This window comes from Curtobacterium sp. MCLR17_059 (genome assembly GCF_003234665.1).
Classification (GTDB): Bacteria; Actinomycetota; Actinomycetes; order Actinomycetales; family Microbacteriaceae; genus Curtobacterium; species Curtobacterium flaccumfaciens.
In genome coordinates this window covers 1-13,286 of sequence record NZ_QKSU01000005.1, presented here as the reverse complement: position 1 = coordinate 13,286, position 13,286 = coordinate 1, and the positions used below count along the sequence as shown (strand labels likewise).

Below are 13,286 nucleotides of genomic sequence, written 5' to 3'. Positions count from 1 at the left end.
CACGGCGGGCGTTGCCCCGGTCAGTCCCCGTGGACGATGCAGACCGCGTCCAGGTCCATCGCGGCCTCGAGCGCGGCCGAGATCCCCGATTCCCCGTCGGGTCCGGCGGGGGTCACGGTGTCGACCCACCACAGCGGTGTCGCCAGGGTCGGGGCGTCCGGCAGGATCCGCTCGACCTCGTCGAAGGAGTCCACCCGGCGCACGCCGAGCACGGTGATCACCGGGTGGGTGGCGTCACGGCAGACCTGCATCATCGGGCCGTCGTCGAGCGCCCGGACACCCCAGGTCTCGTCGTGCAGCAGGAGCGCCTCCGCCACCTCGCGCGTCTCCACCGGCTGGCGGCAGAGGATGGTGACGTCACGCGGCACCCTGACCGCCCACCATCCGGTCGTCGCGGACGTGGCCGTCGAGCGTGCCCTCGTCGTGCGCGGGGTCGAGCGGTGCGCCACCGACCAGCTGCAGGAAGCGGTCCTCGTCGATGCGGTCGAGGAACGACTCGAGCGCTTCCCAGCCGTCCTCGAAGCGGACGATCATGCCGCCGTCGTCAGCGGCGTCGGCATCCGGGCGGGCGGCCGAGCCGGCTGCGAAGGTCGCGGTCGTGGTGCGCGGTGGCGGCCAGACGCCGTCGCGGTCCAGGAAGCCGGCGGCCTCGGGCCCCACGACGACGGCGAGCGGCGACGGTTCGCCGTGCGAGACGGCCCGCACCAGGTGGTCCGCGTCGCCGCGGCGCTGCATGACGACGCCGAACACGGGGACGACCTGGTCGGCGACCCGCTGCACGGCGTCGAACATCCGGTTCGCCAGGCCCGGGTCGGTGTTCTCCTCGGGCACGGTGAGCACGGCGGACATCGTCTCGACGACGACCCCGCCGACCAGGTGCGCGGTCATCGTCGCGGAGAACCCCTCGCCGACGGCGTACGAGGTCGAGATGCCGGGTGCCTCGTGCTTCGCGTACTGCGTGACGACCCAGCGGTCCCACGGCACGGTGAGCGGTTCGGCGGTGCCCCACCGGGTCGGGCAGGTGCCGACGGTGTGGCACAGCGCCTCGATCGCGGAGCCCATGTCGACCGCACGGCCGGGGTGGTGGCGGAGGGTCAGGTCGATGCTGATCTGTCGCACCGAGTCGGCCGAGACGGGGTGCTCGGGCGACGGGGTGCCCACGAGTTCGGGGCCGCGGTGCACGAAGTCCTCGATGTCGGAGGCGGCGACGCCGGTCCGGCCGTCACGCAGCGTGCCGTCGAAGTCGGACACCGCCCACGCGGCGCCGTACGCGCCGAGCGCGTGCCGGAGCGCCGGGGTGATCGCCGCGGCCCGGCCGGTGCGGAGCACGACCGTCCGTCCGGCGTCCGCCGACCGACGGAGCAGCGAGGCGAGCGCGTCCGTCAGCCACACGACGGGCGAGGCGGACTCGACCACGATCGCCGAGCCGACCACGTCGTCGATGAGGGGATGCCTGACCATCCGGGTCCTCCTCGGTTCGGGGCTGGAACTCCCTGGACGGTACACACGGGGGCGACACCTGTCCGTCAGGCGCCCACCCTCACAGCGGAGACTCGGGAGGCGCGACACGCGCCGGCGAGACGGCGTACGGTGCGCGGTCGGCTGGCTTCCAGGCGAGAATCCGCTAGGCTTGCCGAGTCCCGTTCTGCGGGGCGCGCGAGTGTAGTTCAATGGTAGAACTCCAGCTTCCCAAGCTGGTAGCGCGGGTTCGATTCCCGTCACTCGCTCTGTCGGACGTACGCTCGCCGCATGTCCTCCTCCTCCGGTTCCCCCGAACACGCCGCACCCGTGGTCGTCATCGGTGCCGGGGTCGTCGGCGCCGCGACCGCGTACGCCCTCACCGCCCGCGGCGAGCGCGTCCTGCTCGTGGAACAGCACGCTCGCGGCCACCACCTCGGTTCCTCGCACGGTGCGACCCGGATCTTCCGGCAGGGCTACGCCGACCCCGAGTACGTCGCGCTGACCACGCGGGCACTGGCGCTGTGGGAAGCGCTCGAGGCCGCTGCCGGGGAAGAGCTCATCGTCCGCACGGGTGCCGTCGACCACGGCCGGCCCGAGGTCGTCGACGCGATCGCCGCGGCCCTCGCCGACGCGGACATCCCCCACGAGTCGCTCACACCGGAGCAGGCGGCAGCACGTTGGCCCGGCATCGCGTTCGAGGGGAACGTGCTGACCCACGCGTCGGCCGGACGCATCCGCTCCGACCGGACGATCGAGGTGTTCCTCACGCTGGCCGAAGCGACCGGTCTCGCCGACCTGCGGTTCGACACCCGGGTCACCGGGCTCGAGGACCACGGTGACGACGTCACCGTGACGCTGTCCGACGGCAGCGCGGTCCGCACCGCGTCCGTGGTGGCCGCGGTGGGCTCGTGGGCCCCCACGCTGGTCGGCGAGCTGCTCGCCGGACGCGGGGCGGGCCTCCCGGCCATCCGCGTCACCCAGGAACAGCCGGCCCACTTCCCCAGCCACCTGCCGGACGCGGCCTGGCCGAGCTTCGTGCACTGGGCCGACGGCGACGACGTGTACGGGCTGCTGACGCCGGGCGAGGGCGTCAAGGTCGGCTTCCACGGCACCGGGCCGGTCGTCGACCCGGACCACCGGGACTTCGTGCCCGTGCCGGCCGAGGCCGAGCGACTGCAGGCGTACGTCGCGCGGTACGTGCCGGGGGTCGACGCGACGAAGCCGACGTTCATCAGCTGCCTGTACGACAACTCCCCCGACGAGGACTTCGTCATCGATCGGGTCGGACCGCTGACCGTGGCGACGGGGTTCTCCGGGCACGGCTTCAAGTTCGCGCCGCTGGTCGGCGAGATGCTCGCGGACCTCGCCATGGGCGGCGTGCCGCACCCGCGCTTCGCCCTGCCGGAGGCGGTGCCCGCGTCCTGACGCGTCGGGGCGCGGTCGTTCGCGAGACGCCGTCGTGTTCGTTCGACGCCGTCATGTCGTCGAGACGCCGCCGAATCCGGAGGCGTCTCGCGGACGGCGCGGCGTCCTGCGCACACACCGGCGTCTCACACACGCGCACACGCCGTCGTCTTCTGCGCACGCCGTCGTCTGGCGACCGGCCGCTACGGTGGGAACCGTGCGCATCATCGTGGCTCCGGACTCGTTCAAGGGCACCGCGACGGCGGCGTCGATCGCTGCGGCGGTCCGCGACGGCTGGCTGACCGAACGCCCCGACGACGACGTGGTGCTCGTCCCGATGGCCGACGGCGGCGAGGGCACGCTCGACGCCTTCGAGACCGCCGTCCCCGGAGCCGTCCGGGTCCCCGTCACCGTCACCGGGCCGGCCGGCACGCCGGTCGACACCCACTGGCTGCGGTTGCCCGACGGCCGCGCGGTGGTGGAGCTCGCCGCGACGAGCGGCCTCCCCCTGCTCGACGCACCGATGCCGGACACCGCGACGAGCCGCGGGTTCGGCGAGGCGATCGCCGCCGCGCTCGACACCGGTGCCACGGGGCTCGTGCTCGGCATCGGGGGCAGCGCGTCCACCGACGGCGGGCGTCCGGTGCTCGAGGCGCTCGGACTCGACAGCGACGGAGCCGGCACCGACGGCCTCCGGGCACTCCCCCCGCTCGGCGTCACCGTGCTCACCGACGTGACCTCTCCGCTGCTCGGTCCGACCGGTGCCGCCGCGGTCTTCGGCCCGCAGAAGGGCATCACGCCCGACCGTGTGGGGTCCTTCGACGACCGGCTCGCCACCTGGGCCGCGCGGTTCCCCGACGTCGACCCGGACACCCCGGGCGCCGGAGCCGCCGGCGGTGTCGGGTTCGGCCTGCTGGTGTGGGGCGCCACGCTCGCCGGTGGGGCCGCGGCCGTCGCCGAGGTCCTCGGGCTGCCGGCGCTGCTCGAGGGGTCCGACGTGAACGGGGCCGGTGGAGCGAACGGGGCCGACGTCGTGATCAGCGGCGAAGGGCGCTTCGACGGGCAGAGCGCAGTCGGCAAGGTGCCCTCGGTGGTCCGCGACCTGACCGCGGCGCACGCTCCCGGAGCCCGCTCGATGCTCGTCGCCGGCGCGATCGAGGCCCCGCTCGACGACTACGCGGCCGCCGCGTCGCTCACCGTGCTCGCGACGCAGACCACCGGCGAGCCCGACGACGCCCTCGCCGACCCGCTGCGCTTCGCCACGATCGCCGGGCAGCGGTTGGCCCGGCTCGCCTGAGCGAGCAGAACGCCGCGACGCGCCCGTGCGCGGGCACAGGGGTGTCCTGGTTGTACCTCCCACCCGGCCGCGGCTGCGCGCACACTGGTTCCGGGCCGGAACCGGCCCGCAACGCACCACCCCCACGAGGAGATCATTGCGCACCGTCAACGCGTACGCGGCACCGTCAGCGACCGAGCCGCTCGTCAAGACCACCATCACCCGTCGGGACGTCGGCCCGGACGACGTCGCGATCGACATCGCCTACGCCGGCATCTGCCACTCGGACATCCACACCGTCCGCGGTGAGTGGGGCCCCATCCAGTACCCGCAGGTCGTCGGCCACGAGATCGTCGGCCACGTGACCGAGGTCGGCGAGAACGTCACCAAGCACAAGGTCGGCGACCGCGTCGGCGTCGGCTGCATGGTGAACTCGTGCGGCGAGTGCGAGAACTGCGTCGCCGGCCAGGAGCAGTACTGCCTCAAGGGCAACATCGGCACCTACGCCAGCGTCGACCCGGCCGACGGCTCGATCACCCAGGGCGGCTACTCGCAGGCCGTCGTGGTGAACGAGGACTTCGTCCTCCGTGTCCCCGAGTCGCTCGACATCGAGAAGGTCGCGCCGCTGCTCTGCGCCGGCATCACCACCTACTCGCCGCTGCACCACTGGAACGCCGGTCCCGGCACCAAGGTCGCCGTCGTCGGCATGGGCGGTCTCGGCCACATGGCCGTCAAGATCGCCGTCGCGCTCGGCGCCGAGGTCACCGTCCTGTCGCAGACCACCTCGAAGCAGGAGGACTCGCTCCGCTACGGCGCGAAGGCCCACTACGCGACGAAGGACCCGGAGACGTTCGAGAAGCTCGCGAACTCCTTCGAGCTGATCATCAACACCGTCTCGGCGAAGATCCCGATGGGCGCCTACCTCGGCCTGCTCAAGGTCGACGGCACGCTCGTCAACGTGGGCGCTCCGTCCGAACCGCTCGAGGTGCCGGCCTTCGCGCTCATCCCGCGTCGGCTCAGCTGGGCTGGCTCCGCCATCGGCGGCATCCAGGAGACCCAGGAGATGCTCGACTTCTGCGCCGAGCACGGGATCCTCCCGGAGACCGAGCTCATCAGCGCCGACCAGATCAACGAGGCCTACGAGCGCGTGCTGTCCTCGGACGTCCGCTACCGCTTCGTGATCGACGCGGCCACGCTGGCGTAGTCGCCACCACCTGAACGACTGGAGGCCCGGTACCAGCTGGTACCGGGCCTCCAGTCTGTCGTCTCGGTGCCGTCAGCCGACCTCGTCACCGGACGGCAGCGCGCCGCACCAGTCGACGGAGCCCGCGTCGATGCTCGCCTCGAGCGCGCCGGAGGCCGCGTCGACGATGCTCACGAGCTCGCCGGTCGCCGACTTCGTCGCGACCGCGACGAACTGGCTGTTCGGGGACGGGCAGACCGCGGTGACGCTCGCGTCGTCGGGGATCGTCACCGGCAGCCGGGAGGCCCGTCCCCCGTCCACGCGCACGATCCGTGCCGCGATGGTGCCGTCGGACCGCACGTCCCCCAGCACCCGCAGGTACGTGTCGTCGGACAGCTGGGCGATGCGGCCGAGGACGGCCGCATCGGTGCTGGCGGCGGGCGCCTGCAGCGCCGACTTCGACCCGTCGGTCAGGTCCAACCGCTCGATCCCGGTGCCCGTCTCGACGACGGCGGTGGTGCCGGTGCCGACGAAGCCGTGCAGGTAGGTGGCGCTGCCGAGCCGGACCGGGTCGGCACGCCCGCTCATGTCGACGAGCACCAGGTCGTCGCTGCCCGTCCGGACCAGTGCGCTCTCGGTGCGCGGCACGTAGGCCCACTGCCCGACCGTCATCGGCACGGCGCCCGTCTTCGGCTTGCCGTTCGCCGCGATCGCCGTGGGCATGTGGGTGCCCGTCATGTCGACCACGTACAGGCCGGTGTTCCGGGACTGCCCGGTCGAGGTGTCGGCGTACTCGAACCCGAACGAGGCCCCGTCGTCGGCGACGTGGAGCGCCGTGACGCGGCCCTCGGCGGTCGGCAGGGTGAGGTGTTCGACGGGGGCGTCGGCGTCCTGCACACCACCGCTCAGCGCCACGATGTCCACGGACGAGCTGGCGTCCGTGCCGCTCACGACCACCAGGGAGCGGCCGAGCCGGGCGTACTCGGAGATCGCGGTGCCCTCGTAGACCGTGGTGGCGCCGCCCGCATCGAGGGAGCGTCGGACGATGCGGTCCTTCGCCCCGGCCTGCCCCGGCACGAGTGCGAGCACGTCGGTGCTGCCCGTGCGGATCGCCGCCGTCAGGTCGGACGTGGCGCGCTGCCCGGGTGCCCGCACGCTCGCGACCGTCACGGTGTACTCGCGGTCGTACGCCAGGGGTCCGGCGAACTCGACGGCGATGGTGTTGCCGCTCGAGGTCACGGTGTGCGCCGCAGCCGGGCTGATCCGGACGTCGGCGGCGGCGACCTTCTGCAGCGCCTGGTTCGCCGTCAGGATCACCCGCTGGGCCGGACGGGTGACGAGACCGGTCGCGTCGTAGGACACGTCGCGGAGCCGCGGGCCCTGCTGCGAGCCGACGACCGCGGCGAGCGCGGCGACCACGGCGAGGACCACCACGACGGCGACGTACCGGCGGTGGAAGCGGTGTGCGACGGGGCGGCGCTCGCGGCGCTGGTCACCGTGGTGCTGGTCTCTGCGGCGCTCAGAACTCATACGGGTCCTCGGGCTGCGCGATGTCGGTGATCTTCGCGGCCTTGACGACGATGCGGGCGTCGGCGGACTGGTCCGGGTTGGCGGCCAGGGCTCCGCGGACGGTGACCCACTGCCCCTCGTCGGGGACGGTCCCGGCACCGGCGCCGTCGCCGTCGCCGGTCACGACACCGAGGCCGACCGGTTGCGCGTCCACGGCGCAGCAGCTGATCACGAAGCGGGTGAGGGTGAAGGACCCGTCGTCGCCGGGCACCACGAAGCCGGTCAGTTCGACCTGCTTGCCGACCAGGGCCGTGGTGTCCGTGGTCTGCCGGATCAGCGCGGCCCAGTCCTTGACGCCGTACTCCGAGGTGTCGACGCCCTCGCTGCCGAGCAGCTGCACCGCGGACTCCGAGCCGGTGGCGTTGGACAGGGTCGCGGAGTCCACGCTCCGCTGCTGGGCGGTGCGGGCGGACAGCGTCGTCGGCGGCAGGACGAGCATCGCGACGGTGACGCCGATCGTGACGACGGCGGCGGCTCCGCCGAGGGCGAGGCGGACGGCGCGACGGCGGCCTCGGCCAGGCTCGTGGGCGTCGGCGTCGGCGTCGGCGTCGTGCTCGTCGACGTCGTCGCCGTGCGTGTGGCCGTACCCGCGGGCGGTGGCCACCAGTCCGGCGATCGACGCGGGCACCCCGACGGCGGCGAGCACGACCGTGAACACCGAGTAGCGCGGGTTGATGTACAGGTCGAGGTGCCCGACCAGCGCGAGCCACAGCGTGCAGAGCGCCGCGGCCAGCACCGACCCGAGACCCAGGTACGCGGCCGCGTTGCTGCGTGCATCAGACGAGGACATTCATCACCAACCCGACGGCTCCGGCGAACAGGACGCACACGACGGACAGCAGCACCAGGAAGCGGACCCGGAACGTCGTGCGCAGCAGGGCGATCATCTTGACGTCGATGATCGGCCCGATGATCAGGAAGGCCGTGATCGACCCGGGCAGGAACGTCGACGCGAAGGACAGCGCGAAGAAGGCGTCGACGTTCGAGCAGAGCGACACCGTCATCGCCAGCAGCATCATCGCCGCGACGGACAGCACCGGGTTCGAGCCGACGGCCACCAGGGTCGAGCGGGGCACCGCGACCTGGATCGCCGCGGCGAGGCCGGCACCGACGAACAGCGCCGGCATCATCGTCGCCGTCTCGCCGCCGAACTGCGCGGCGCTCTGCCGCCAGCGGTGCAGGCCGCGAGGCGTTCCGACGGCCGCACGGCACCGGGCCTCGAAGGCGGGGAGCAGCAGGTCGGCCGGACGGCGGTGCGCGGCGACGATCCAGCCGACGAGGTTCGCGATGACGAACCCGCCGACGATGCGCACCGGCAGGATCCACCCGGACCAGCCGAACGCCTGCGCGGTGCTGATGATGACGAGCGGGTTGAGGATCGGGGCCGCGACGAGGAACGTGACGGCCTCGGCCGGCGTGAACCCACGCATCATCAGGCCGCGGGCGAGGGGCACGTTGCCGCACTCGCACACCGGGAAGAGCATGCCGATCAGGGAGATCACGGCGCGACGGCCGAAGGCGTTCTGCGGCAGGACCTTCTCGAGCGCGCCGACCGGCACCCAGACCTCGACGACGATCGACAGCACGATGCCGAGCACCACGAACGGCAGGGACTCGACGACGACGCTGATCGCCAGTGTGAGGAAGTCCTGCACGACGTCCGGCAGCCCGGTCGACCCGATGCTCGGGGAGAACAGCCGGATGCCCAGCAGGACGACGACGGCGAGCAGCACCAGGCCGGGGCCGGTGAGGCTCCGGGTGCGCTGCGGCGGCCGCGTGGTCGTCGTCACCGGGACAGGATAGGTGACGCGTTCTGCCCGGGGCTGCGCACGGGGCGGCTCAACCCGCGGTGACGCCGTCCAGGTGCCGGTCGAGCACGTCGATCGACCAGTCGCCGGACTCCCCCGGAGCCAGTCGGACGACCTGCATCGCGAGCCCGTCCAGGAGCGCGTGGAGCCGGCAGGCCTCGTACTCCCGGTCGTCCGCCGGTACCCCGAGCAGCCCGAGGACTTCCTCGCACCACGTCCGCATCGCCGCGACGGTCCGGTCGAGCGTCGGCCGGAGCCCGACGTCGGTGAGCGCGGCGTTGCCGAGTGCCAGGTAGACCTCGAGCTCGACGACCCGCTCCTCGTCGAGGGGCAGCAGCTCGAGCACGATCCGGCGTGCGCGCCGGGCGGGCGTGAGGTCGTCGGGGATGGCGTCGATGCGCTCGCGGATCCGGTCGAACACGAGCGTGATGGTGTGCTCGCGGACGCTCGCCTGGGTCGGGAACGTGTAGCGGACCGTGCTCGGCGGCAGTCCGGCCTCGGTGGCGACGTTCCGCACGCTCAACGCTCCGAGCCCGTCGCGCACGAGGACCCGGCACGCCGCCTCGGACACGGTGCGGCGCCGTTCGTCGACGTCCATGCTCCTGGCCACGACGCCATACTCGCACAGTCGTACGAACTCGTGCTACCGTCGAGGTCGTTGTCGCACAGTCGTACGACAACGAGAACGAACGACTCCCGCAGGAAAGGACATCGTCATGGCATGGGCAATCCTCGTGCTCAGCGGCGTGCTCGAGGCCGTCTGGGCCACCGCCCTCAGCGCCTCGAACGGCTTCAAGAAGGTCGTCCCCACGATCGTGTTCGTCGCCGGGATGGCCCTGAGCATGGTCGGGCTGGCGTTCGCGATGAAGAGCATCCCCGTCGGCACCGCCTACGCCGTCTGGGTCGGCATCGGGGCGTCCCTGACCGTGGTCGTCGCGATCCTCCGTCGACAGGAGGCCGCGTCCTTCGCCCGCCTCGCCCTGGTCTTCGGCCTGGTGGCGTGCGTCATCGGCCTGAAGGTGGTGAGCTGACGTGGCCTGGATCGTCCTGTTCGTCAGCGCCGCACTCGAGACCGTCTGGGCGACCGCCCTCGGCGAGAGCGACGGCTTCACCGAGCTCCGCCCGACGGTCGTGTTCGCCGTCACGATCGTGATCAGCCTGGTCGCCTTCGGCTACGTCCTCAAGCACATCCCGATCAGCACGGCGTACGCGGTGTGGACCGGGACCGGCGCCGCCCTCACCGTGCTCTGGGGCATGGCCACCGGTGCGGAGCCCGTCACCGTCCTGCGCCTGCTGTTCATCGCCGGCATCGTCGGGTGCGTCGTCGGCCTCAAGCTCGTGCCGGCCCGCCCCGTCGCGGAGCCCGCCGCCGACCTCACGCGCTGAGCGACAGCTCACGCACCAGCGATCCTGTGAGGTGTCGCTGACCCTGTGAGGCGAGTGCGGTCCGAGCACGCGCGCCGAGACGGACGGGAGGCCCGGTGCCAGCTGGCACCGGGCCTCCCGTCCGATCTGGGGTCGCGCCCACCGCATGGTGAGCAGCAATGGTCGGGTCACCTCGCGGGACCCGACCGTTCCTGCTCACGAAGCGCGCCTCAGACGGACGCGCCCGTCCACTCATCCTCGGCGGCGACGTGGTCGCTGCCGACCGTGCCGGCCGCCATCGCGGCAGCGGCGCGTGCCGCGTGCGACGGCGGGTCCGACGGCACGTCGGCGGGGCGACCCTCGTCGTTGAGCTTGCGCAGTTCCGGCACGATGTCCGTGGCCAGGATGTCGATCTGCTCGAGCACCGTCTTGAGCGGCAGGCCGGCGTGGTCGATGAGGAACAGCTGGCGCTGGTAGTGGCCGACGTGGTCCTTCATCGCGGCGTACCGGTCGATGACCTGCTGCGGCGAACCGACGGTGAGCGGGGTCTGGGCGGTGAAGTCCTCCATCGAGGGGCCGTGGCCGTAGACCGGGGCGTTGTCGAAGTAGGGCCGGAACTCGTTGATCGCGTCCTGCGAGTTCTTCCGCGCGAAGAACTGCCCACCGAGCCCGACGATCGCCTGGTCGGCGCGGCCGTGCCCGTAGTGCTCGAAGCGCTGGCGGTACAGGCCGACCATCTGCTCGGTGTGCTGGATCGGCCAGAAGATGTTGTTGTGGAAGAAGCCGTCACCGTAGTAGGCGGCCTGCTCGGCGATCTCCGGCGTGCGGATCGAGCCGTGCCAGACGAACGGCGGGACACCGTCGAGCGGACGCGGGGTCGAGGTGAAGCCCTGCAGCGGCGTGCGGAACTTGCCCTGCCAGTTGACGACGTCGTTCTCCCAGAGCTGGCGGACGAGCGCGTAGTTCTCGATCACCAGGTTGACGCCCTGGCGGATGTCCTGCCCGAACCACGGGTAGACGGGGCCGGTGTTGCCGCGGCCCATCATCAGGTCCATGCGGCCGTCGGACACGACCTGGAGCATCGCGTACTCCTCGGCGATGCGCACCGGGTCGTTCGTGGTGATCAGGGTCGTCGACGTGGACAGGGTGATGTCCTTCGTCTTCGCCGCCAGGTAGGCGAGCAGCGTGGTCGGCGACGAGGCCACGAACGGCGGGTTGTGGTGCTCACCGGTCGCGAAGACGTCGAGCCCGGCCTGGTCGGCGTGCTCGGCGATCGTCAGGATGTCGCGGACGCGCCGGGTGTCGTCCGGCGTGGTGCCGGTCGTGGGGTCGGTCGTGACGTCACTGACCGTGAAGATGCCGAACTGCATGATGCGCCGCCTTTCGCGATATCGATGCGTTTGCATCGACTTGCTGGGTACAACGTAGCGCACGGCGTGGCATTCCCGCCAGGCTCGCGCCCGTCGGGCGGGCGGCCTGGACGCCCGGCTCGACTCCCCGGGTCAGCGGGCGGTCGGCAGCGTGGCCGGGTCAGGGGGCGAGCGTGGCCGGGTCGGTGCGCGCGGCGTGGTGCATCCCGTCGAGGAACCACACGACGGTCACGACCGCCAGGACGCTCGCGCTGGACGCCAACCGCCCCGCCACCAGGATCGCGGCGTGGTCGTACGCGCCGTCACCGGTCAGGCCGACCACGAGCGCCGCGACACCGATCGCCAGCGTGAGCCCGGTCGCGACGAGGAGCACGACACTCACCACCCGCCGCGGCCCCCGCCGACCGTCACGGTCGCCCCGGAGCCCGCGGTCGACCCGGGGTCCGACCGCGCGGACGATCCCGAGCCAGAACATCGCGATCGCGCAGGCGCCGATGATGTCGCTGACCCGGTGCCAGCCGTAGACCACGGTCTGGTTCGCCACGAAGACCGCGTACCCGACGCCGACGATGGTCACCAGCGGGCGGAACCGACGAGGCGTGACCATCAGGACCGCGAACAGCGCCGCCAGTGCGATCGTCGCGTGCCCGGACGGGAACGAGTTCGGCGTCGTCGACTGAGCGATCTCAGGGCGCACGGCGATACGCTTGACGAGCGTCGAGGTGGCCGCCGACGCGAGCACCACGACCCCCGCGCCGAGTCCCACCGAGAGCCGCCGTCTGGCGAACGCCACGGCGACGATCACGACGACGAGCAACAGGATCACCGGCACCGAGATGACGTTGAGCGCAGTGTCCGAGCTGAACAGGTCGGACTCCCGGACCCCGCCGAGCGCGGCGTCCTCCGCTTTCTGACCGACCGGGGTCAGCACCGCGACCCCGTAGACGAGAGGCACGATCACGAACCCCAGAGCCGCCAGCGCAGCCCACCGCCCCCGCCGCGAGACCCACGGTCCGCGCGACTCGGATGCACTGCGCTCGGGTGTCAAGGTCACCGGGCTGGTCCTCCTGGGAGTGGTCGTCGTCGGGCTCGTCGCACGACTGGCGGCGGCGCTGCGATTGGGTCGGTCGGGGTCCGACACGATACCGTTGGAGCACCGGCCGGAGGCTGGGAACCGCACCCCCGTCGGCCGTGCACTGCGCGCTGACACGAGGGGATCCGTGATCCCCGCCGGGCCGTCGCACCACGCGGGACCGACGCACGTCGCGTCGGCAGTGTACGAGGAGGAAACCGAAGTGGCCATCAAGGAACCGGGCATCATCGCCTCGCCGAACCGGGGTCTCGCACTCACGGCCGGCGGCGTCCTCGCACTCTGGGGCGTCCTGGGCTTCTTCTTCGCCGCCGACGGCGACCCGGGCTTCTTCAACCGCCAGGGCGGCATGCTGTGGAACGCGTTCGGCGTGAACCCGGCGCTCTGCCTGGTGTGGGTGCTGCTCGCCGCGGTGCTGCTCATCACCGGCCTCGGCAACACCGTCGGATCGCGCAACGGCAACCTGCTCGTCGGCGTCCTGCTCGTCCTCTTCGCGGTGTACGGCTTCGTCTTCGTCGACACCTCGGCCAACGTCTTCGCGCTGAACACCACGGACAACGTGTTCCACGCCATCGTCGGTGTGCTCCTGCTGCTCACCGCGATCGGTGCCGACAAGGAGAACCTCCGCGCACTGCGTGCGGCGCGCGCCTGACGCACCCGCTCGACTGCACTCCCGACGCCCGTCTGCCGCTCCGGCAGGCGGGCGTCGTCGTGTGCGGGGGGAGTTTCGGCGGGGTGGTCCGGCGGCGGTGGTCCGGCG

Annotated in this window: 14 protein-coding genes and 1 tRNA gene; 7 read left to right on the top strand and 8 right to left on the bottom strand. The window is 72.1% G+C overall.

What is annotated here, in order from left to right; genetic code table 11:
• Positions 1-20: 20 nt before the first annotated feature.
• Both DEJ12_RS08560 and DEJ12_RS08555 read right to left on the bottom strand, forming a co-directional pair.
• On the bottom strand, positions 21-317 hold the full coding sequence (locus DEJ12_RS08560) for a hypothetical protein (RefSeq protein ID WP_139196596.1): 297 nt from the start codon (positions 315-317) through the stop codon (positions 21-23).
• Positions 318-357: 40 nt separating this feature from the next.
• Positions 358-1,461, bottom strand: a complete 1,104-nt coding sequence (locus DEJ12_RS08555) for a DUF6177 family protein (RefSeq protein ID WP_111029676.1) — start codon at positions 1,459-1,461, stop codon at positions 358-360.
• Between the two features lie 195 nt (positions 1,462-1,656).
• On the opposite strand from DEJ12_RS08555, the gene DEJ12_RS08550 reads away from it, so the two are divergent.
• The 4 genes from DEJ12_RS08550 to DEJ12_RS08535 all read left to right on the top strand — a co-directional run bounded on the left by DEJ12_RS08550 (position 1,657) and on the right by DEJ12_RS08535 (position 5,345).
• A tRNA-Gly gene (locus DEJ12_RS08550) sits at positions 1,657-1,727 on the top strand.
• A 22-nt stretch (positions 1,728-1,749) separates the two neighbouring features.
• Positions 1,750-2,886, top strand: coding sequence for an FAD-dependent oxidoreductase (locus DEJ12_RS08545; RefSeq protein ID WP_111029675.1), 1,137 nt, complete (start codon positions 1,750-1,752; stop codon positions 2,884-2,886).
• A gap of 196 nt (positions 2,887-3,082) precedes the next feature.
• On the top strand, positions 3,083-4,162 hold the full coding sequence (locus DEJ12_RS08540; RefSeq protein WP_111029674.1) for a glycerate kinase: 1,080 nt from the start codon (positions 3,083-3,085) through the stop codon (positions 4,160-4,162).
• A gap of 136 nt (positions 4,163-4,298) precedes the next feature.
• Positions 4,299-5,345 (top strand): NAD(P)-dependent alcohol dehydrogenase, encoded by a 1,047-nt coding sequence (locus tag DEJ12_RS08535; protein ID WP_071404920.1) that lies wholly within the window; start codon positions 4,299-4,301, stop codon positions 5,343-5,345.
• 72 nt (positions 5,346-5,417) lie between these two features.
• On the opposite strand, the gene DEJ12_RS08530 is transcribed toward DEJ12_RS08535, so the two are convergent.
• Genes DEJ12_RS08530 through DEJ12_RS08515 form a run of 4 tightly spaced genes read right to left on the bottom strand, consistent with a single transcriptional unit; the run spans position 5,418 to position 9,311 of the window.
• Positions 5,418-6,854 carry a hypothetical protein gene (locus DEJ12_RS08530; protein WP_111029673.1) on the bottom strand — a complete coding sequence of 479 codons (1,437 nt, stop codon included), beginning with the start codon at positions 6,852-6,854 and terminating at the stop codon, positions 5,418-5,420.
• On the bottom strand, positions 6,844-7,683 hold the full coding sequence (locus DEJ12_RS08525) for a TIGR03943 family putative permease subunit (protein ID WP_111029672.1): 840 nt from the start codon (positions 7,681-7,683) through the stop codon (positions 6,844-6,846). The genes DEJ12_RS08530 and DEJ12_RS08525 overlap by 11 nt, the downstream gene beginning before the upstream one ends.
• Complete coding sequence (locus DEJ12_RS08520; RefSeq protein WP_111029671.1) at positions 7,670-8,683, bottom strand: permease; 1,014 nt, start codon at positions 8,681-8,683, stop codon at positions 7,670-7,672. Before DEJ12_RS08520 ends, DEJ12_RS08525 begins: the two co-directional genes overlap by 14 nt.
• A 49-nt stretch (positions 8,684-8,732) precedes the next feature.
• Entirely contained in the window at positions 8,733-9,311 is a 579-nt protein-coding gene (locus DEJ12_RS08515) for a TetR/AcrR family transcriptional regulator (RefSeq protein ID WP_258370614.1), read from the bottom strand.
• 106 nt (positions 9,312-9,417) lie between these two features.
• Between DEJ12_RS08515 and DEJ12_RS08510 the strand changes: the two genes are divergently transcribed.
• Positions 9,418-9,732, top strand: a complete 315-nt coding sequence (locus tag DEJ12_RS08510; RefSeq protein WP_027464946.1) for a multidrug efflux SMR transporter — start codon at positions 9,418-9,420, stop codon at positions 9,730-9,732.
• A 1-nt stretch (position 9,733) separates the two neighbouring features.
• On the top strand, positions 9,734-10,087 hold the full coding sequence (locus DEJ12_RS08505; RefSeq protein ID WP_111029669.1) for a multidrug efflux SMR transporter: 354 nt from the start codon (positions 9,734-9,736) through the stop codon (positions 10,085-10,087).
• A gap of 209 nt (positions 10,088-10,296) precedes the next feature.
• Here DEJ12_RS08505 and DEJ12_RS08500 read toward each other — a convergent pair whose 3' ends face one another.
• Both DEJ12_RS08500 and DEJ12_RS08495 read right to left on the bottom strand, forming a co-directional pair.
• Positions 10,297-11,436, bottom strand: coding sequence for a CE1758 family FMN-dependent luciferase-like monooxygenase (locus DEJ12_RS08500; protein WP_111029668.1), 1,140 nt, complete (start codon positions 11,434-11,436; stop codon positions 10,297-10,299).
• Positions 11,437-11,596: 160 nt separating this feature from the next.
• Complete coding sequence (locus DEJ12_RS08495; RefSeq protein ID WP_181438327.1) at positions 11,597-12,490, bottom strand: phosphatase PAP2 family protein; 894 nt, start codon at positions 12,488-12,490, stop codon at positions 11,597-11,599.
• Positions 12,491-12,731: 241 nt separating this feature from the next.
• On the opposite strand from DEJ12_RS08495, the gene DEJ12_RS17985 reads away from it, so the two are divergent.
• Positions 12,732-13,178 carry a DUF4383 domain-containing protein gene (locus DEJ12_RS17985; protein WP_181433159.1) on the top strand — a complete coding sequence of 149 codons (447 nt, stop codon included), beginning with the start codon at positions 12,732-12,734 and terminating at the stop codon, positions 13,176-13,178.
• Positions 13,179-13,286 lie beyond the last annotated feature (108 nt).

Excerpts from the sequence above, each read along its gene's own strand:
- DEJ12_RS08555 (WP_111029676.1), bottom strand. The coding sequence starts at position 1,461 with ATGGTCAGGCATCCCCTCATCGACGACGTGGTCGGCTCGGCGATCGTG.
- DEJ12_RS08545 (WP_111029675.1), top strand. The coding sequence starts at position 1,750 with ATGTCCTCCTCCTCCGGTTCCCCCGAACACGCCGCACCCGTGGTCGTC.
- DEJ12_RS08530 (WP_111029673.1), bottom strand. The coding sequence starts at position 6,854 with ATGAGTTCTGAGCGCCGCAGAGACCAGCACCACGGTGACCAGCGCCGC.
- DEJ12_RS08525 (WP_111029672.1), bottom strand. The coding sequence starts at position 7,683 with ATGTCCTCGTCTGATGCACGCAGCAACGCGGCCGCGTACCTGGGTCTC.
- DEJ12_RS08510 (WP_027464946.1), top strand. The coding sequence starts at position 9,418 with ATGGCATGGGCAATCCTCGTGCTCAGCGGCGTGCTCGAGGCCGTCTGG.
- DEJ12_RS08500 (WP_111029668.1), bottom strand. The coding sequence starts at position 11,436 with ATGCAGTTCGGCATCTTCACGGTCAGTGACGTCACGACCGACCCCACG.